Origin of the sequence: Zunongwangia profunda SM-A87 (assembly GCF_000023465.1) — a bacterium.
Lineage (GTDB): Bacteria > Bacteroidota > Bacteroidia > Flavobacteriales > Flavobacteriaceae > Zunongwangia > Zunongwangia profunda.
Map to the genome: position 1 here is coordinate 2,664,904 of NC_014041.1, position 21,299 is coordinate 2,686,202.

General features: G+C 35.1%; 11 protein-coding genes. All 11 read left to right on the plus strand.

The window, feature by feature from the left end; all coding sequences use genetic code 11:
* The first annotated feature begins 152 nt into the window (after positions 1–152).
* Complete coding sequence (locus ZPR_RS11780) at positions 153–395, plus strand: hypothetical protein (RefSeq protein ID WP_013071904.1); 243 nt, start codon at positions 153–155, stop codon at positions 393–395.
* Positions 355–1,197, plus strand: a complete 843-nt coding sequence (locus ZPR_RS11785) for a DUF3667 domain-containing protein (protein ID WP_233421297.1) — start codon at positions 355–357, stop codon at positions 1,195–1,197. Before ZPR_RS11780 ends, ZPR_RS11785 begins: the two co-directional genes overlap by 41 nt.
* A gap of 956 nt (positions 1,198–2,153) precedes the next feature.
* Positions 2,154–2,909: a ligand-binding sensor domain-containing protein gene (locus tag ZPR_RS11795; protein ID WP_041578879.1), complete on the plus strand. Its 756-nt coding sequence runs from the start codon at positions 2,154–2,156 to the stop codon at positions 2,907–2,909.
* Positions 2,910–2,919: 10 nt separating this feature from the next.
* Positions 2,920–4,124, plus strand: a protein-coding gene (locus ZPR_RS11805; RefSeq protein ID WP_086026153.1) for an IS3 family transposase whose coding sequence is annotated in 2 segments (ribosomal slippage) — positions 2,920–3,199 and positions 3,199–4,124 — 1,206 coding nt in all. Because the reading frame shifts where the segments join, the coding sequence is not laid out codon by codon here.
* Between the two features lie 24 nt (positions 4,125–4,148).
* Positions 4,149–7,574, plus strand: a complete 3,426-nt coding sequence (locus ZPR_RS11810; RefSeq protein ID WP_187288234.1) for a hybrid sensor histidine kinase/response regulator transcription factor — start codon at positions 4,149–4,151, stop codon at positions 7,572–7,574.
* A 311-nt stretch (positions 7,575–7,885) separates the two neighbouring features.
* On the plus strand, positions 7,886–10,990 hold the full coding sequence (locus ZPR_RS11815; protein WP_013071909.1) for a SusC/RagA family TonB-linked outer membrane protein: 3,105 nt from the start codon (positions 7,886–7,888) through the stop codon (positions 10,988–10,990).
* A 10-nt stretch (positions 10,991–11,000) separates the two neighbouring features.
* Entirely contained in the window at positions 11,001–12,578 is a 1,578-nt protein-coding gene (locus ZPR_RS11820; protein ID WP_013071910.1) for a RagB/SusD family nutrient uptake outer membrane protein, read from the plus strand.
* 23 nt (positions 12,579–12,601) lie between these two features.
* Positions 12,602–13,444 (plus strand): hypothetical protein, encoded by an 843-nt coding sequence (locus ZPR_RS11825; RefSeq protein WP_013071911.1) that lies wholly within the window; start codon positions 12,602–12,604, stop codon positions 13,442–13,444.
* A gap of 48 nt (positions 13,445–13,492) precedes the next feature.
* Complete coding sequence (locus tag ZPR_RS11830) at positions 13,493–15,994, plus strand: glycoside hydrolase family 2 TIM barrel-domain containing protein (protein ID WP_013071912.1); 2,502 nt, start codon at positions 13,493–13,495, stop codon at positions 15,992–15,994.
* Between the two features lie 236 nt (positions 15,995–16,230).
* A complete protein-coding gene (locus ZPR_RS11835; RefSeq protein WP_148211719.1) occupies positions 16,231–18,630 on the plus strand; it encodes a glycoside hydrolase family 31 protein in 2,400 nt (799 codons plus the stop codon).
* An 81-nt stretch (positions 18,631–18,711) separates the two neighbouring features.
* A complete protein-coding gene (locus tag ZPR_RS11840; RefSeq protein ID WP_013071914.1) occupies positions 18,712–20,718 on the plus strand; it encodes a glycoside hydrolase family 97 protein in 2,007 nt (668 codons plus the stop codon).
* Positions 20,719–21,299: the final 581 nt, after the last annotated feature.

Here is a 21,299-nt window from a genome sequence, read left to right on the forward strand (position 1 = left end):
TTAAGAAAAACACTGAGTTTTTAAGGGCAAAAGTCCCCAAAACCAAGCATTGGAAAAAAAGTACCCTAAAAGTCTATAAAAATAATGTTCTAAAAAATACTATTTTTAGCTATAGTTAGCAGAATTGTCAACAAGCGTAATTAAGATTAATAATGAATATAAATATACAAGAGCTATCAGATAAAAAATTACTAAAAGATTTAAAACCAAAAAAAATCATTTTAGGCTTTTACGCTATGATGATTATTATTTTAGTGACTTGTGCTATTATAATTACCATAAATAAAGGAGCTAAAGTTTTTATTTTTATGCCATTCGTTTTTACATTTTTCTTATTTCGTTCTTGGCGAGATTATGTTAAAACAAAAATGGAAATTAAGAGAAGAAATCTATAATAAAATGGCTGAATCTTGTTTAAATTGTGGAAAATCCATAGAAGAAAACTACTGTGGAAATTGTGGTCAAAAAAGGTTTAGCAGGATCGATAGAAAATACATATTTTCTGAATTGGAAAATACGGTCTTACAAACAAATAAAGGATTTCTATTCTCTGTAAAAAGCATACTTAAGAATCCAGGAAAGACAGCAAAAGAATTTATCAATGGTAGCAGAATAAATCATTATAAACCAATATTATTAGCTTTTCTTTTGAGTGGTATATCCGCTTTCATCTCTTTTCAAATTGTAGGGCTAAAAGAAATTATGGAATTGTACTATTTAGAACAAAATTTGAATTCTCCATTGATGATTGATATTTTGTCTTTTACCTCAAGCTACAATTCTCTAATTATGTTATCTTTTATTCCATTTTTAGCACTTTTAACCAAAATAGGATTTAGAAAATGTGGACAAAATTATTATGAACATATAGTTATAAATTCCTATATATTATCGGTATATACCATTGTAAATATAATTGTTATTTATCCGATAATGCTTTTTTTAAACGATGATCCAGGTTTAATTATTCAAGTATCAAGTTTGTCAATGTTTACAATACCAGTCATAATGGTTTGGTTTTTTAAAGGTTTCTATGAACAAAAATCATTAAAAAGTATTATAAGTAGAGTTTTAATAGTAATGCTTCTTGGTTTTGTGGCATTTATAATTTTAATGATATTATCTATCATTGCAGGTTTCGTATTTGCCCTACTTAAAGGGGGGCCAGAGGCGTTAGAATATATAAAACCACAATAAAGTTTTGCCAATAACTAAGTCCTCTTGTGGTCGCTTGCGACCCAAAATGAACATCCTGTTGACTGGCGTTAAGTTGGAGTTTATTTTTTTGAGCATTTTAATAGTAGCCGTTAGGCTGGGGGTAGACTTGTGAAAAATACAGGTTGAGTTTTTAAGGGCAAAAGTCCCCAAAACCAAGAATTGGAAAGAAAGTCTCCTAAAAGTCTATAAAAATAATGTTCTAAAAAAATACCATTTTTAGCTATCGTTGTAAACCATGATGAAAAAAAATCAAAACTTTAATATTATTACTTTTGATTTCTTTGATTACGTTTAGTTGTGAGAAGAAAAACAATTTATTGGAAATTGGAATATCAGATGTTTTGCACAAAACATTTTTCCTACATAAAAACTGTAATACTGACTTTTATTACAATGTAATGGTTAAAAATGACTCTATTTTTGTTGATGGAAAAGAATATTTCTGGAAATCATATTGGATGTCCAAAACATTTAAAATGTATTTCGACAAGGACAATCTGATTGAGAAAATGGAAAACTATGTTGAATTGCAAGTCATAAAAAGTTGGGAAGAATACAACAACAAAAAACTTTTTCTAATAACTAAGCAGCCGTGTGGCTAGTATAGACCAACGGAAACGTACAGTTGAATAAATCGATCCCGATAATACTTAATTAAAAGAGGAGTTCGGATTTCTTTTTTAGCCTTAAAAGCAATTACATTTTTTGGATAAAAGATGAATAAATTATAAACTTGTAGTTGTTATGACCATAATTCTTTATTTGAAAATTCGCAAAAGTTTTTATTACCTTTTACTACCATTTGACATTCATATAACTATATTCCGATTTTTAAAATTAGTGTAAGCATCTATTAGATTAAATTTTAAGAATGAAAAGATTATATAATTTATGTTTTCCAAAATTTATTTAAAATAGTAAATTCGGTATTTTGAATGAGATTTGTCTCTTTTTTGTATGTGTATGTTTCTTTCTCACTTTTTGGCTGGTCTCAGACAGACACTACTTTAACACCCATACATAACGAATATCGCTTTGCACATAAAGGGGTCGCGGATGGATTGTCGCCGGGAGCCGTTAATGATTTTTATAAGGAGAAAGATGGGTTTTTATGGATAGCTACCACCTCTGGGCTTAATCGTTATGATGGTTATGAATTTCAGAATTACAGTCCTAAATCTTCAAATCCTTCAGCAATTCAATCCAGAAATTTTAGAAGAATTTTTAAAGGGCCTCTTGGAAATATTTGGTGCGAAACTCCTGAAGGGATCAATATTTTCGATCCTATTGATCAATCTTTTACCAGTGATCAAGATGCTATTCTAAAGTATTTTAATATTTCTGAGCGTAAAGTAAAGGACATCATTTCAATTGGAGACGATTTTCTATTGATTCATACTGATGCTTCGGTAACAAGAGTAAATGCAGAAAAGAATACTAAAGATGAGCTGAAAGATTATAATTCATATTTAAAGCAAGAAAGCATAACACCCACTTCAGTAAATGTTTCAGATAAAAATGAGTTATGGATCATATACACAAATGGATTAATACATAAACTGGATATTAATTCTTTTTCGATCATTTCTGAATATCATCATTTAAAAGAAATCTTTGGAGGTGAACAGCATGATTTTAGGATGGTTATTGATAATAATGGAATTACTACATTAGACCGGACACTAAGTTGAGAGAATATTTTTGCTAGTTATTACCTTAGCAATTATGAGAAGAAAATCTAAACATTACACCTTAGAATTTAAACAAAAAGCAGTCGAGTTAAGTTATGCTAAAGGCAATGTAAAACAAGTATGTGAAGACTTGGATATATTTCCATCTGTACTTTACCGTTGGCGTAGAGAGTTAAAAGATTACGGTAACAACAGTTTCCCTGGCCGTGGTAATCCTAAAATGACCGATGAAGAAAAAGAGATAGCCCGATTAAAAAAGGCATTAAAAGAAGCCGAGTTAGAACGAGACATCTTAAAAAAGGCCATCAGCATCTTCTCCGCGAGCGACAAGAAAAATACAGGTTTATAAAACAACACCTTATGAGATTTCCTGTCGAGACGATGTGTAAAATATTGAAAGTAAGCAAAAGTGGCTATTACCATTGGTTACAATCGGGACCAAGTAAATTATGGTTAGAAAATCAAAAGGTAACTGGGCTTATTAAATCTATATTTAAAGATAGCTTTCAAAGCTATGGTTCACCTAGAATAAAAACAGAACTAGAGACATTAGGCTATAAAATATCAAAGCCTAGAGTTGCACGTATTATGAGTGCTAATTATTTGTTTGCAAAACGAAAACGTAAGTTTAAAGCAACCACATATAGTCAACATAATTACCCCATAGCTCCTAATTTATTAAACCAAAACTTTGAAGTAAGCCGACAGGATCAAGTTTGGGTAAGCGATATAACCTATATCAAAACCAAACAGGGCTGGTTATACCTTACTGTCATTATTGATTTGTTTAACCGCAAAGTTGTTGGATGGGCTCTAAGCGATAATCTAAGTACAGAAGACACTATTATTAAGGCTTGGCATATGGCTATAAAGAAAACTACTTTAACCCAGTCTTTAATTTTTCATTCCGACCGAGGTATACAATATGCCAGCCATAAGTTTACCTCATTAATTAAAAGTTACAATGGCTTAGTAAACCAATCTATGAGCAGAAAAGGTAATTGCTGGGATAATGCCATTGCTGAATCGTTCTTTAAATCATTAAAGGTAGAATGGGTTTATAGGCACAATTATAAGTTGAGATCTGAAGCGGAGTTATCCATCTTTGGATGGATAGAAACTTGGTATAATAATAGAAGAAGACATTCCTTTTTAGGAAATAGAACTATAAGAGAATTTGAATTAGACATGTATAACCTTAAACTAGCAGCGTAGTCATTCAACTATTTGTCCAGTTTTTTGTTGCAAGTCCATAATGGTGATTTGTGGATTCATTTGTTTCAAAATTACGGAGTCTTTAATTATCAAATTGAAAAAAATAAATTAAATCATTACACCAATGAATCAAAAGAGCTTCCATTAAGCAGTAATCTTATAAGTGCTATAGAAAAGGATGGTGATGGAAAAATATGGATAGGATCTGATCTGGGAGGTATTAATGTCATTGATGTAAACGACCTCTTTGTTAGATATATAAAAAATAATACGGAGATAGGGAATACGCTTTCACATAATAGTATTACTTCATTATATGTCGATCAGGATGGTATACTTTGGATAGGGACTTTTAAAAACGGAATTGATTATTATCATCCCAATATTATACGTTTTCCGTTACAAAAAAAGCTGCTTTCCAATCCTGAAAGTTTACCTTTTAATGATGTAAATGTATTCACAGAGGATAACAGAAATTTATATATCGGCACTAACGGCGGAGGACTTCTAAAACTAGATCAAGAAACCGGAAAATATGAGCAGTTTTTACATGATGTAGAAGATTCAAATAGCATTTCGAGCGATGTAATAGTAAGTTTGCTGTTTGATAGTAAAAATCGATTATGGGCAGGAACTTATTTGGGAGGTTTAAATCTATTAACTAAGGATGGTTTTAAGCATTTTAGACATGATCCTAAAGATAGTACAAGTATAGCGGGTGATAATATTTGGGAACTATTCGAGGATTCTAAAGGGCGTCTTTGGATTGGAACTTTAACCGCAGGTGTAGATATTTTTGATGAAAAAAATAGCGGTTTTATACATTCATTTGAAGGTGGTGGCAAATATCCTATTCATGCCAATTATATATCTTCTATAAATGAAGATCAAAATGCTAAGATATGGATAGGAACCTCTAACGGAATAGATGTCATAGATCCTTTAGAGAATGTAGTAGATCATCTTTATCATATACCAGAAGATGACACAAGTTTGAGTGATGACAATATTCTGACGATCTACAAGGATAAAAAACAACATATGTGGATAGGATCTCATAAAGGTTTAAATCTTTATAATGAGAAGAATGGTGTTTTTTATCGCTACAGAAAAGAAGACGGTTTGCCAGGTGAAAAGATTATAGGAATTGTAGAAGATGAGGAAAATGATCTTTGGATTACTTCCTCTTTTGGTATTGCACAATTCAAAAAAGGATCAGTGAAAGAAATTAATGATAGAATTCCTCCAGATTTTAAAATCTATAATGATTTGGATGGCTTACAGGGAAATCTATTCAATGAAAATTCTATTTATAAAAATAGAGACGGAGAGATATTAGTTGGAGGACTGAACGGTTATAATGTATTTAAGCCACAGGAATTTGAATACAATCAGAAGCAACCGAAAATTATTTTTACTGAATTTAGTCTTTTCAACGATGATATTTCTACAGGTGAAAAAATAGGAAATAAGGTATTACTAAAAAAACCGCTCTATGAAACTGAAAAGATCACCCTAAAACATGATCAAAACTTCTTTTCAATTGAATTTGCAGCATTAGATTTTTTCCAGCCTTCAAAAAATAATTATCGATATAAACTTGAAGGCGTAGATAATGGATGGCAAAACCTGAGTAGTTCACAACGAGTTGCTTCCTATACAAATATAGATCCCGGAACATACAATTTTAGCGTACAGGCTTCTAATAACGATCAGGTTTGGAATCGAGAAGGAGCGATGCTAACTATAGAAATTTTGCCGCCATTCTATAAAACAATTTATGCGTATATCGGCTATGTGATATTGATACTTGTATTGCTTTATCTGGGAAGAAAAAGGATTATTCAGAAGCAACGAAAAAACTTTGAAATTCAACAGGAAAAGCGGGAAGCAGCTTATCTACATAAAATGGATTTGATGAAGATTCGTTTTTTTACGAATATAAGTCATGAGTTCAAAACTCCGCTATCTATGATCTTGTCGCCGGTTTCAAGATTAAACCAACAGCATCTTGGTGCGGATGTTAAAGAACAAATCAATATTATTAATGATAATGCCCAACGTTTACTTAATTTAATTAATCAGGTTTTAGATTTGGGCAATGTAAAAAACGATACTCTATTAACCTCTTCCAAGGCAAATATTATTGATTTTATAGCTGACATTGTAAATGGTTTTAGTGACTATGCCGAAACTAAAGGAGTGAAATTATTCTTTGTTAGTGAAGAATCTAAGTTTTATACCATATTCGATATGGATAAACTAGACAAAATTGTATACAATTTACTTTCTAATGCGGTTAAATTTACGCCATTAGGCGGGGAAGTACATATTATTCTAGAAGTTGGAGAAAGCCTTCCCGACCCTGAAGAAAAAACAGAAAAGAAAAATTTTATCATAAAAGTTAAGGATACCGGAATTGGGATTTCAGAAAAAGATCAGCCACATATATTTGATAGATTTTATAAGTCAGATTTAGACACTGACCTAAATAAAACGGGGAGTGGTATTGGCCTCGCTTTAGTGCAAGAATACGTTAAATTATATTCTGGTGAGATAAGTGTTGAAAGCAAAGAAGGTGCTGGCTCTTTATTTACTATAAAATTACCACTTCAAAATATTACAATGAGGGAAATTCCTTCGAATAAAGAAAAGCTTTCTAATAAGATTTTGGGAGAAAATGATGCATTGCCTACAGTTTTAATAATCGATGATTCCAGAGAGTTTTTAAATTATTTAGGAAAAACACTTAGAGAAAGCTATAACCTATTTATCGCTGTAGATGGCGAATCCGGTTGGAAAAAAACACTCTCTATCGTCCCAGACCTTATTATATGTGATTGGGAGATGCCGGGGATGAAAGGTACAGACCTTTGTCTAAAGATTAGAAATGATGCCCGTACCAAACATATTCCTTTTATTTTGCTTTCGGGTAATCAAAGAGAAGAGAATAAACTTGCCGGTTTAAAAGCCGGAGCCAATGATTATATAACAAAGCCTTTTAAGTTAGAAGTCTTAAGGTCTAGAATCGATAATTTAATCGAACAAAGAAAATCGTTCCAGGAAGCTTATCGAAAGAAAATAGAGCTTCCTAAGGTAACGAATCAGGTTACGATCGAGACAGAGGATGAAAAATTGATGAGAAAAGTTTTTCAGACAATTAAAAGCAATTATCAGAATCCAGATTTTGGTGTAGAGCGCTTAGCGTTGGATCTTGGTGTTAGTCGATCTTTCTTATATAATAAAACTTTGAGTTTATTTGAAAAAACACCTTCAGAGTTAATCACTGATATTCGATTAGAAAAAGGGAAAGAATTATTAGCAAAAAGTCAGTTAACGATATCAGAAATTGCATTTAAAACAGGCTTTAATAATCCTAAGTATTTCACTAAAAACTTCAAAAAGAAATACAATATTCTTCCTTCCGCTTATAAAAAGAAGCACTCCTAGTACCTAAAATTTGATAAAAAACTAGCTAAGTTTTTTAATCATACCAAAAATTTGAGAATTTTCCGGATATCAAAATCGTTTTGATGTTAAAATTCTTTGAGACTAGTGTTGTTGGTGCCTCCCAGATTAGACAAAAACATTTTATCCCTTTATAAAACGATTTGATACCCTTACTGAGAAGTGCAATTTGATAATTTCGTTTCTATTACTATAACGTTTGAATTATTTACTGTTCAATTTGAGGGGTGTTTAATTTTTAAATAAAAAAAATTCGAGGATTATATTTTCAAATCCTCATTAAATAAAGGTGTATGAAACAACAAACTATTTTAAAAATTAGGATTAAACCTTATTTATTAACCATGATCTTTTGCGTGTTTGGTATAAACGTTTGGGCACAGCAAAAAGAAATTAGCGGAACCGTGACCTCTACAGATGATGGTTTACCTATTCCGGGAGTTAGCGTCATTGTCGAAGGAACCACCAGAGGGACAACAACAGATTTTGATGGTAACTATATGATTGAAGCGGAGGCTACAGAAAATTTGTCTTTTAGCTATATCGGTTTCGAAACTAAAACTGTTGCTGTAGGCAACCAAAATGAGATCAATATTAGTCTAGAGGTTTCTACGGCAGAACTTGATGAAATTGTGGTTGTTGGATACGGTACTCAGCGTAAAAAAGTATCTACTGCAGCAACCTCGATGGTAGAATCAGATGATTTGATTCAAACAGCCAGTATCGATGCAACAAGTGCCTTACAAGGACAAACTTCTGGGGTAAATATTACCTCGACTTCAGGGCAACCAGGTGCAAATATGACCGTGAACATTCGTGGGGTAGGGACTGCTGGCAATAACTCTCCGCTTTATGTTGTAGACGGCGTTGTAGTTGAAAATGGTATTGGATATTTAGACCCTTCCGTTATCGAACGAGTGGATATATTAAAAGATGCTTCTGCAGCCTCTATTTATGGTGCCAGGGCGGCAAATGGGGTTATATTATTGACTACCAAAAAAGGTAAAAAAGGGGTTACAAGTGTTTCTGTTAACAGCTATATAGGTTTCCAGGAGGTTGCCAGAACCTTAGACCTATTGAATAGTCGTGAATACGGAATCATAATGAATGAAGCTCGGGTAAACTCGGGTTACGCACCTCTTTATTCTCAGCAGGAATTAGAAAATTTACCGAATACCGATTGGCAGGATGAACTTTTTAATAACGGAGCCATTAAACAGAATTATTCGGCCTTAATATCTGGAGGCAGCGATAAAGTAAATTATTCAACCGGATTATCTTATTTTGGACAAGAAGGTATCATTGGTAGCCAAACAGATCAATCTCAATACGATCGTATAACATTTAACACCAATATCACTTATGATATTATCGAAGATCATTTAAAGATCGGTGAAAACTTTTCGTTTGCCAACGAGTACAATAAAGGTGTTTCTGATGCGGGTATCTATAGTAATAATATAAGAGGATTTTTAAATGCTCCGCCAAGTATGCCGGTATATAATGAAGATGGGAGTTACGCAGGTTCAAGTATAAGCTCTGATATTACTAACCCTCTAGGTTCTTTATATTATGGGAATTTTAATGAAAGTAAAACCAATCGTGCCGTAGGAAATATCTTTGCCGAGGCTTCACATAGTGACTTCACCTTTAGAACAAGTTTTGGTGTAGATATTAATGATAATAATTATCGTGCTTTTAACCCGCTTTACGAACTTTCTAATGTAGATTATAACAGTACATCGCAGGTAACACAAAGTTCAAGCAGAACAGTATCCTGGATTTGGGAGAATACGCTTAATTATAAAACTACGATTGCAGATGTACATAATATCGATTTTTTATTAGGTACGTCAGCAAGACAAAACGTATATGAAAATCAGTCTGCCACAGGTAGAGATTTAATATTCAATGATTTTGAGCATGCTTATCTTTCTAACGCAACAGATCCTACACAAAACACGGTAAGTGGCAGTAGAGTAGATTATAGTATTCAATCTTATTTTACCAGGCTTCTTTACGATTACGACAGTAAATATTTATTTACCGCCACCTTAAGAAGAGATGGTTCATCAGAGTTCGGTAGCAATAATAAATATGCCTATTTTCCTGCATTTTCAGTAGGTTGGAATATCGATAGAGAAAACTTCTTTCCAGAAGAATCCTTCATCAACTCCTTAAAATTAAGAGGTAGTTGGGGACAAAATGGAAATGACCAGTTTAGTCAACAATTCGCATATATTTCTACCATCAGTTCTTACAACAAAAACTATCACTTTGGAACGGGAGATAATGAAATGCCTTTGGAAGTTGGATCCAGTCCAGACGATTTATCAAATCCGGATCTAAAATGGGAAACTTCAGAGCAATTTGATATTGGTTTTGATGCCAGAATTTTTTCGGACATAACACTTACGTTCGATTACTATAGAAAAGAAACTAAAGACTGGTTGGTACAAGCTTCGGTTCCTTTAATTGCTGGTGCAAATGCTCCTTTTATCAATGGGGGGGATATTCGTAACGAAGGGGTAGAATTTAATGCTGGTTATAGCATAGATTTTGGCGAAGATTGGAGATTTAATTTAAACGCTAATATATCTTATAATAAGAATGAGGTATTGAGAATTGCCAATTCAGAAGGAATTATTCACGGAGAAAGTAATTTACTTTTCCAGGGATTAGACGAGATGAATAGAGTTGAAATTGGACATCCTATTGGATATTTCTACGGATTAAAAACAAATGGAATTTTCCAAAATCAGTCTGAAATTCAGCAATATTCGCAAAACGGGCAGCTTATTCAACCTAATGCGCAGCCCGGGGATGTAAGATTTGTAGATCTTAATGGCGATGGTCAAATAAATCAGGATGATAAGACAGAGATTGGTAATCCAAATCCAAACTTAAATTTTGGGTTTAATATTCAACTTCAGTATAAAGCATTTGATTTCTCTGTTTACACTTATGGTATGGCAGGCTTCCAAAATGTTTACGGAGTAAGAGATTATTCAAGACCATTTTACAATTATACGACAGAGATCGTTAACAGATGGACCGCTGAAGGTAGTTCTAATAGCTTACCCAGAGCAACATGGGGAACAACCTCGAACGGTAACTATACTCGTTTTTCAGATTTATACGTAGAAGATGCAGATTTCTTAAGAATTAAAACAGTTAATCTTGGGGTAGATCTAACAAAACTTACCGACCAACTAGATGCATTTTCGAGATTTAGAATCTACGTGACCAGCAACAATCTGTACACTTTTACCAATTACAAGGGAATGGATCCAGAAATTGGTTTTGGTAACGTAAATCAATCCTGGGCTAGAGGAATCGATGTTGGATACTATCCACAGCCTAGAACATATATGGTTGGTCTAAATGTAAATTTCTAAAAAAAGAATTATGAAAAAATATATAAAAATACTTGGAATCGCTTCTTTGGGATTGGTGGCATCCTGTACAGATGATTTTATTGAAAATGATCCTTATACAGAAAGAACAGAAGATAACTTCTATCAAACCCCGGAAGATGCTTTTGAAGGTTTGGTAGCTGCTTACGATATATTGCAAAGAGAAGGTTATGGCGGATTTTTAATTACTTCTGAAATTGCCTCAGACAATTGCTTTGGTGGATTTGGAACTGCCGATAATCAGGTTTCTTTAGAATGGGACAGATTTCAATTTGGATCTGATCTTGAAATGAACCGTCCTGTTTGGGAAATTTGTTATACCGGGATCTACAGAGCAAATATATTGTTAGAAAATCTTGAAGGTATCAATTGGCAGGGCAATGAAGATCTTAGAACGCAGTATGAAGCTGAAGCGAAATTTTTAAGAGCTCATTATCATTTTGAATTGGCTAGAATGTTTGGTGATATTGTTCCATTAGATCATACGTTGAGTCCTGAAGAGTTTGAAAGTCCCAGAGCGCCGGCAGAAGAGACCTATGCTTTAATAGCAGAAGACTTCAGATTTGCAGCAGAAAATTTGGGAGACGAAAATTATAGTTTAAATAATAGCCCAGATTATGGTAGAGTGACCAAGTGGGCAGCAGAAGCCTATTTAGCAAAAGCATTTCTGTTCTATACAGATTACTATGAGGCTTCAGATCTCGCCGGGGTTGTTTCAAAACAAGAAGCAACTGCTTATATCAATGATGTAGTAAATAATAGCGGACATCAGTTAATAGACGATTTTTCCAGACTTTGGCTTGCAGCTTCTATGGAGAATTATGTTGGTGAAGGTAATGCCGAGATGGTTTGGGCTATTCGATATAATAGTTCAGGAAACGGAAACTGGGATCTAAATGAAGGGAACCGTTTTCAGGTAAATATAGCAACTCGTGGAAGTAATCTGGGACCATACGCTTATGGATGGGGAGGAGCACCTGTTAACCCAGAGTTGTATAATGCTTATGCAGTAGGCGATACCCGTCGTGATGCTACAATCATTAATTACGCGGAAGAAGGATTAGAGTTTGACAATGATTCCAGAGGACAACGCCAGCATACAGGATTGTCCTGGAAAAAATATGCTCCTATTACCAACGAAGCAGGTGAAGCAGTAGTTGCCGCAAATGGAGGGGATATCCAGATCGATGGTTTTGAAGATTATGCAGTTATCCGTTTTTCTGAAGTCTTATTAATGGCGGCCGAATTGAATATGGATAGCGATCAGGGCTTTGCTCAGGAATGTCTGGATCGTGTAAGAGCAAGAGCATTTCAGGATGATACACATTCCATTGCAGTCACCAAAGAAAATATCATGGAAGAAAGAAGGCTTGAGCTTGCTTTAGAGGGTAAACGTTATTTCGATCTTATTCGTTGGAGTCTGGAACGTGCAAAACAAGCCATTGATAACTCTGGGGACGGTTCACAGTTTGATGTGACTTTTAGAACTGAAACCAACGGGTGGTTTCCAATCCCCCAATCTCAGATATTATTGTCTAATGGTGCTATAGAACAAAATCCAGGTTGGTAATACAAACTTTAAACTTATAACTGATGAAACATATAAATTACATACTTGTAGCTTTGTTTGGCCTGTTGCTAACTTCTTGCCAGGATGAATATAGTTTCCCTGATGTAGAATTGCAGGGCGATCAATTAAACTTTATGGTAACCCAGGCTGATGGAAATGATAATGAGCTAATTCTGCAAAGCATGGAGCCAGATTATATTTCTTACTGGAGTTATACCGATACCAATGGAAGTCAGATAGGGACATCAAATGAAGATAGCCTAAGGGTCACTTTACCTTTTGCGGGCAGTTACAATGTTTATTATACCGCCTATACCAAAGGAGGAGCAGTAGAGGCTGATCCTGTAAGTGTAGAGGTTTCTTCTAATGATGAAGAATATTTTAGTGACGAGGAGTGGGCTATGCTTACTAACGGAGTTAAAGGTAAGACCTGGGTTTTGGATATGATCAGTCCTGTAGGATGGGCCGGTTTAGATTATCCTTATAACGAAAGTGGTTCAGACTACTGGAACTGGTTCCCTGATTATGCAGGAAACGAGTGGGTAATGGACAATAAAGATTGGGGAGAAATTACATTTGATCTTGATGGAGGTTATAATGTTGAGGTAATCCAAACTGCTATAAACTCCAATAGTCAAACAACCTCTATTGGTTCTTTTAACTATAATATCGATAACCATACTATTCGATTTAATGGTGTAGATGTACTTTTTGGAGGTGATTATTATGGAGACGTAAGTAATTGGACATCTGTAAATGTTGTTGAGATTTCAGAAAACTCTTTAAGACTTGCAGTTGTTAGAGATCAATCCAGAACAGGAGAAGGAGTTGCCCAAATAGTTTTTCATTACAAACCTAAGGAATAAGAATACTAGCCGGTAGCCATTTGCTGCCGGCATTTTTATACATCACCCATGATTGCTTATAAACAGTACATTATTAATAAGTTATACCTAGGCACCCTCGCTATAGTTTCTTTTCTTCTTTTTGCCTGCCAGAAAAAAGAAGAAGATCCAGAAGTTTTTAATCGCAAACAATTATTTACAGAGGATTGGAAATTCTATAAAAACGATACGCTTAATAGCCTTACTGAAGTTTTAAATTCTGAGGATTGGCGGCCTATAGACGTGCCTCATGACTGGAGTATACATCAGGAATTTGATAAAAATAGCGCGGCAGGTATTGGCGGAGGAGCGCTTTCGGGTGGTGTAGGCTATTATAAAAAATCATTTAATCTTCCTTTAGAAGATAGTACCAGATTGTATAAAATTCAATTCGATGGCGTGTATCAAAATAGTGAGGTTTGGATAAATGGCAGTTATTTAGGTAAACGTCCCAATGGTTATATAGGGTTTGAATATGATCTAACCCCTTATCTTCATTATGGTTCACAAGATAATACGATCGTAGTCAAAGCAGATAATAGTGATCAGCCTAATTCCAGATGGTATTCAGGAAGCGGAATTTATCGAAATGTCTGGTTAAAAAAACTAAATAAAATTCATATTCCAAATTGGGGTACGTTTATTACAACACCTAGCATTTCTAAAGAAAAAGCGCTGGTAAATATTACTGCTAAAATTAAAAATGAGTTTTTAGAAGATAAAGAAATTGAAGTTCAGATAACTATTTTTCAGGATGATCAGGAAATAGTTAAGTCCGAAACTTCAGCTTTAAATATTACCACTAATTCAGAAATTGGTTTTAATAAAGAGCTTACAATCTATAAGCCTAAGTTATGGTCAATAGATTCTCCTTGGTTGTATAAGGCCCAAATAGATATTATTCAGAATAAAAATCTTATAGATCGTTTCGAAACAAGATTTGGTATTCGAGATTTTAAATTTGATTTCGAAAAAGGATTTAAACTGAATGGGGAATCCCTAAAGATTCGTGGGGTTTGCATGCATCATGATCTTGGTCCTTTAGGAGCAGCGATTAATACAAGGGCAATAGAAAGACAATTAGAGATATTGAAAGAAATGGGCGTAAACGGAATCCGTACAGCTCATAACCCTCCGGCACCAGAATTACTGGATTTATGTGATCAAATGGGATTCATCGTAATGGATGAAGCCTTTGATATTTGGACGACTGCTAAAACAAAACACGATTATAGCCAATATTGGGACAAATGGCATGAGCAGGATATAGCAGATCTGATTAAAAGAGATCGAAACCATCCTAGTGTCTTTCTATGGAGTATTGGAAACGAAATACAGGAACAATGGAGTGAGAAAGGAGAAAAAATTGGTATAGAATTATCGAATATCGTCAAAAGTTTAGATAGCAAGCGGCCGGTAACCGCCGGGATGAATCCGCCAGTTCATGTTTCTGATAAAGAGGTAACTATTCAATTTGAAGAAACTGCAGACAAGCCAAATTCGCTGGCAGGATCTGGTGCTTTAGATGTTATAGGCTATAACTATGCGCATCAAACCTGGGAAAAACATCAACTCAACTTTCCAAATACACCATTTATTGCTACAGAAACTACTTCTGGATTACAAACCAGAGGTTATTATGAGTTTCCATCTGATACCACAAAGATCTGGCCGGTACGCTGGGATAAGCTTTTTACCGGTGGTAATCCAGATCACACAATTTCGGCATTCGATCAGGTTAGAGCCCCCTGGGGATCATTACACGAAACCAGTTGGAAGATCATTAAAAAGAACGACTTTTTATCTGGATTTTTTATCTGGACCGGCTTTGATTATATCGGCGAACCAACACCTTATGAATGGCCTTCCCGTAGTTCATATTTTGGAATTGTAGATCTGGCAGGCTTTCCTAAAGACGTGTATTACATGTACAAAAGTGAATGGACAGATGATGATGTCCTTCATTTATTACCTCATTGGAATTGGGAACAAGGACAAACGGTTGATGTTTGGGCGTATTATAATAATGCAGATGAGGTTGAATTATTTCTTAATGGAGAGAGCAGGGGAACCAGATCTAAAAGAGACGATGAGCTTCATGTGATGTGGCGATTTCCTTTTGAATCAGGAACTTTAAAAGCAATTTCCAGAAAAAACGGCCAAATTGTAAAAGAGACTGAGATTAGAACAGCATCAAAACCTGCTAAATTAGAGTTATTTCCAGATCGAAAGAAAATCAGGGCAGATGGATTAGACCTTTCATTCATTACCGTGACTATTACTGATGCAGAAGGAACAATAGCGCCCAGAGCAAACAACCAAATTGATTTCGAAATCGAAGGACCCGGAGAAATTGTTGGCGTATCCAGCGGTGATCCTACCAATCATGAATCTTTCAAAGGAAAATCACATCGCGCACTTAATGGAAAATGTTTAGTGATTGTTCAATCAACACGGCAGGCTGGAGAAATTAAAATTTCTGCAAATTCAGCAGGATTAGAAAGTAATAGCGCAGTGTTAATATCCCATTAAATAACAACCATAAATATGAAAAAGAAAGCATTCATATTCACAGTACTCGATAGATGTTCCAAAGCAGGGGACTAAAAATTAGGTGAGAAATTAAAGATTTTAAGCAATGCTGAGCCAGAACCTAAAAAACAATATCAATTGATATTATGGGAAAGCATTAGATGAATATTCCTATTCGGAGGAAAGGTTTTTTCTTCTTTGAATGCAGAAAACTATAAATAAAGATGAACAGCTATATGACAAAACTAAAAACACTACAGATTGTTTTCGCTATTTTGGGCATAAGTAGCTTTTGGACTATAAAGGCACAAATTCAAAATAGCCAAACTCTAAATGAACCTATCAATATTAGTAAAGATTTCGAGAATTATGAAAACACATTTTACTTTGCCGATGAACTTGTTTCTTTTAATCCTGAGACAGGTCAGGGCGCACTAAAATACAAGCGTTACGAATATCAAACCCGGCAAGCATTTAACAATATGTTAATGAAACCTGATCGTGTGCCTGCTAATGAATTTCCAGCTACGGAATATGCTGAATCTCCTGAGCTTCCTTTTCAAATTCAGTTTGTTTCGGATAGAACGGTACGCATAAAAATGATATCGGGACCGCAATTCAATCAGCCAAAGGAATCATTAATGCTTGTTGAAGGAACTGCTCCCAATCATCCCGAATTATGGAATTATACGGCTATTGATGGAGGACATCAGTTCAGCAGTGATCATGGTAAGGTAGAGATCATCTCTAATCCATGGCACGTAAATATTTATGACGAAAATGGTAAGCTTCTTACAAGTACTTTACATTATTCCGATGTTCAGAACACCTATACTCCGGTACTTCCATTTTCTTATGTAAGGCGAAATAGTGATTATTCCCGAAGCTTTAGCCCAGTTTTTAGTTTACAACCTGGTGAAAAGATATTTGGTTGTGGAGAATCCTTTACGCAATTCAATAAAAGAGGTCAAAAAGTAGTCTTGTATACAGATGATGCCAATGGCGTTCAAAATGAAACGATGTATAAACCCATTCCTTTTTTTATGAGTAACCGTGGTTATGGTGTATTTATGCATACTTCTTCACCGATTACTGTAGATTTTGGAAAGTATTTTAATGCTGCAAACAAGATGATGCTTGGCGATGATGTTGCCGATCTATTTTTCTTTTTGGGAGACCCCAAAGATATTTTAGATGAATATACCAATTTAACAGGGAAAGCGGCAATGCCACCGCTTTGGTCATTTGGATTTTGGATGAGTAGAATTACCTATTTTTCTGAAAAAGAAGGGCGTGAAATCGCTAAGAATTTACGGGATTATAAGATACCTAGTGATGTTATCCATTTTGATACCGGTTGGTTTGAAGTAGATTGGAGAAACAATTACGAATTTGCAAAAGATCGTTTTGATGATCCCGTAGGAATGATGGCCGATATGAAAGAAGAAGGTTTTCATGTAAGCCTTTGGCAATTGCCTTATTTTACGCCTAAAAACACCCTTTTTAATGAGATCGTTGACAATGGCTATGCCGTAAAAGACCGCAAAGGAAATATTCCTTTTGAAGATGCCGTGCTAGATTTTTCCAATCCAGAAACGGTAGAATGGTATCAGGGGAAACTTAAACACTTATTAGATCAGGGAGTAGGAGTTTTTAAAGTAGATTTTGGCGAAGCAGCACCTTATAACGGAATTTACCATTCTGGAAGAACAGGCTTCTACGAGCATAATTTATTCCCATTGCGTTATAATAAAGCTGTTGCTGAAATTACACAAAAAGAAAAGGGCTACACTTTAATTTGGGCAAGAAGCACCTGGGCGGGTAGCCAGCGTTATCCTTTGCATTGGGGCGGTGATGCAGCAACTACCAATACAGCAATGTCTGCTACATTACGCGGAGGATTATCTTTAGGACTTAGTGGTTTTAGTTTTTGGAGCCATGATGTTGGAGGTTTTGTAACTAAATCTCCAGAAAATATTTATAGAAGATGGACTCCTTTTGGAATGCTTTCCTCTCATGTTAGAAGCCATGGGGAACCACCAACAGAACCCTGGGAATATAGTAAGGAATTCTTAAAAGGCTTTAGAAAAGCCGATAATATGAGGTATGAATTGATGCCCTATATCTACGCACAAGCCAAAGAAAGTTCAGAAAAGGGATTACCAATGATGCGCGCCCTGTTCGTAGAATTCCCTGATGATAAAGGCTCCTGGCTAATCGATGATGAATATCTCTTTGGAGAAAATATGCTTGTAGTCCCGTTATTTGAAGAATCGAATGCACGAGAAGTTTACTTGCCGGAAGGAACGTGGATAGACTATCAAACGCATAAAGTATACGAAAAGGGTTGGCATACCATCGAAGCAGGTGAAATTCCTATTATCGCTTTAATTAAAAACGGTAGTGTGATACCGCATATTAAATTGGCCCAGTCTACTCGAGATATGGATTGGACACAACTGGAACTTCAGGTATTTGCAGACTCCAATGCGAAAACCGCCAGTGGAAAGATTTACCTTCCTGAAGGAGAAAAAATTGAGAATATATCAGTTAAAAAACACGGAAAAGATTTTCAGCTTGATGGCAATCCACTAAAGGGAAAAACGAGTTTTAAAATTGAAACTGCGGGAAGATAAAATTGAACTTCAAATTATGGAATTTCGGAATCCTTTCTTTTGGATTCCGAATCGCTTCGAATTATAAATAAACTTTAAATTATGTATAAGAAAATACCCCTTTTAGTAGCTATGCAACTGCTAATTTTAAGCTGTGCTTCTGAAAAAGAATCTGAATCCTATACCTTAAGCTCCCCTGAAGGAAAAAATAGTATTCAATTTGATATGAACGGAGGTTCCCCACACTATTCCGTAAATCATGGAGCGATCAAAGTCATTTTACCATCGAGTATGGGTTTTGTTTTTAAAGATCAGGATAGTCTTCAAAACGGATTGGAAGTAATTAATGTTGAAGAATCATCTGAAGACACTACCTGGGAGCAGGTTTGGGGAGAAAAAAAAGAGATCAGGAATAACTATAATCAGCTTACAGTTCATTTAAAAGAAAAAGCCAATAAAGAACGAAAGTTGGATATCCAATTTAGAGCTTTCGATGATGGGATCGCTTTTAGGTATGTATTTCCCGAACAGGGGATTAAGGATAGTATTTTTATAATGGACGAGCTTACTACATTTAATCTGGCAGAGGATGGTAAAGCCTGGTGGATACCAGCGTATGATGAGCAACGTTATGAAAATCTTTTCACTGCTTCTCCCGTTAGTACTTTAGATACTGTTCATACTCCTTTAACTGTTGAAAGCAATAATGGTTTAGCGATAAGTTTTCACGAAGCTAATCTAGCAGACTTCGCAAGTACAACTTTAGCGCACACCCAGGGGACCAGTTTAAAAACAGATTTAGTGCCTTGGGCAGATGGTGTAAAAGTTCGAACCGTCGACAATTTTATTACACCCTGGCGAACATTACAAATAGCGGATCACCCTACAGAATTGATCACCTCCTATCTTATATTAAATCTTAATGAGCCAAATACGATCAAAGATACCAGCTGGATCAAGACATTTAAGTATTTAGGTATTTGGTGGGGAATGCATATCGGAAAATACACTTTTTGGGAAGGAGATAAACAAGGAGCAACCACAAAAAATGCTCGAAAATATATTGATTATACTAAGGAATTAGGGATAGATTATTTATTGATCGAAGGTTGGAATAAGGGGTGGACACCCGCATGGTACGAAAATGCTATGCATCAATTCAGCTTTACGGAAGAAGCTGATAATTTTAGTCTAAAAGCGGTTACAGATTATGCTGCTGAAAATGATGTTGAAATCGTAGGATATCATGAAACTGGTTCTAATCTTCATAATTATTTGAAACAAATAGATTCTGCTTTTGCACTTTATAAAGAGCGAGGAATCAATACAGTGAAAATTGGACAAGTAGGTGCCAAATTAAATATGAAAGAATGGCACCATGGCCAATTTGGTGTAAATTATTATAGGTATGTCGTAAAAAAAGCTGCAGAATATGGTTTGGAAATATATTTCCATGAACCCATCAAAGATACTGGTGAGCGTAGAACATATCCTAATATGATGGCCAGAGAAGGAGCAAGAGGCCAGGAGTATAATGCCTGGAGCGAAGGAAATCCTCCAGCTTATACAGCAACTTTACCTTTTACCAGATTACTGGCAGGACCAATGGATTTCACACCAGCGGTATTTGATGTGGAGGTAAAAGAAGGGTATCCTGGTAGAAGAGTTCATAGTACCACGGCGAAACAACTTGCTTTAATGGTAGTACTTTATTCTCCTTTACAAATGCTGGCAGATCTCCCTGAAAATTATATAGACAAACCAGCATTTCAATTTCTAAAAGATGTACCGACGGATTGGGAAGATACCAAGGTACTAAATGGAGAAATAGGAAAATATATTACTACAGTAAGAAAGGATATCGATAGTAACGACTGGTATCTGGGTACCATTACCAATGAGAAAGCGAGAGATCTGAATATTCAGTTAGACTTTTTAGATCGTGATGCAACATATGAAGCTCAAATTTATGCAGATGCTCCAGGAACTGGTCATCAAAATAACCCCACAGCTGTTACTATTTATACAAAAGAAGTTACCGCCGCAGATTCCCTCAGTCTTTTATTAGGAGAAAGCGGAGGAGCTGCCGTGAGATTCAAAAAATTATAAATAAAGTTTATGCAATGGATTAGTATTCAAATATTCTTCCTTGTTTCTGCTGTTCAGCTTAATCATGCGCAGCATACCAATGGGTAATCATTTAAATCTAATGAATTATCTGAAAGAAAACGTATCGATAATTTATTGGAGATAATGACATTGGAAGAAAAGGTAAGAGCCTTGAGTAATAATCCGGAAGTATCTTGTTTTGTCGCCAAGTGAACAGTTCATGTAGAAGGTCTCCATGAGCTTGCTCTTGGGATCCGGCAGAATAGGGAAGAAAGGACAAGCAGCTATTACCTATAACTATACTTCCGCAGGCTTATGGACTTGACTAAACCTGGAATATTAATTTATTAGAGCGAGTAGCAAAAGTAGAGAGGGTAAAGAAGCAAGGTTTGCAAAACAATATTTTAATCGTGGTGCTTTAGTCGTAAGAGCGCCAAATGCCGATCTTGCTAGGGATTCAAGATGGGGAAGCACTGAAGAAAGTTTTGGGGAAGATCCATTTCTAACAGGATCCTTAAATGTGCATTCGCAAAAGGTTTACAGTATGAAAAGAATGGATATTGGCAAACAGCTTCATTCAT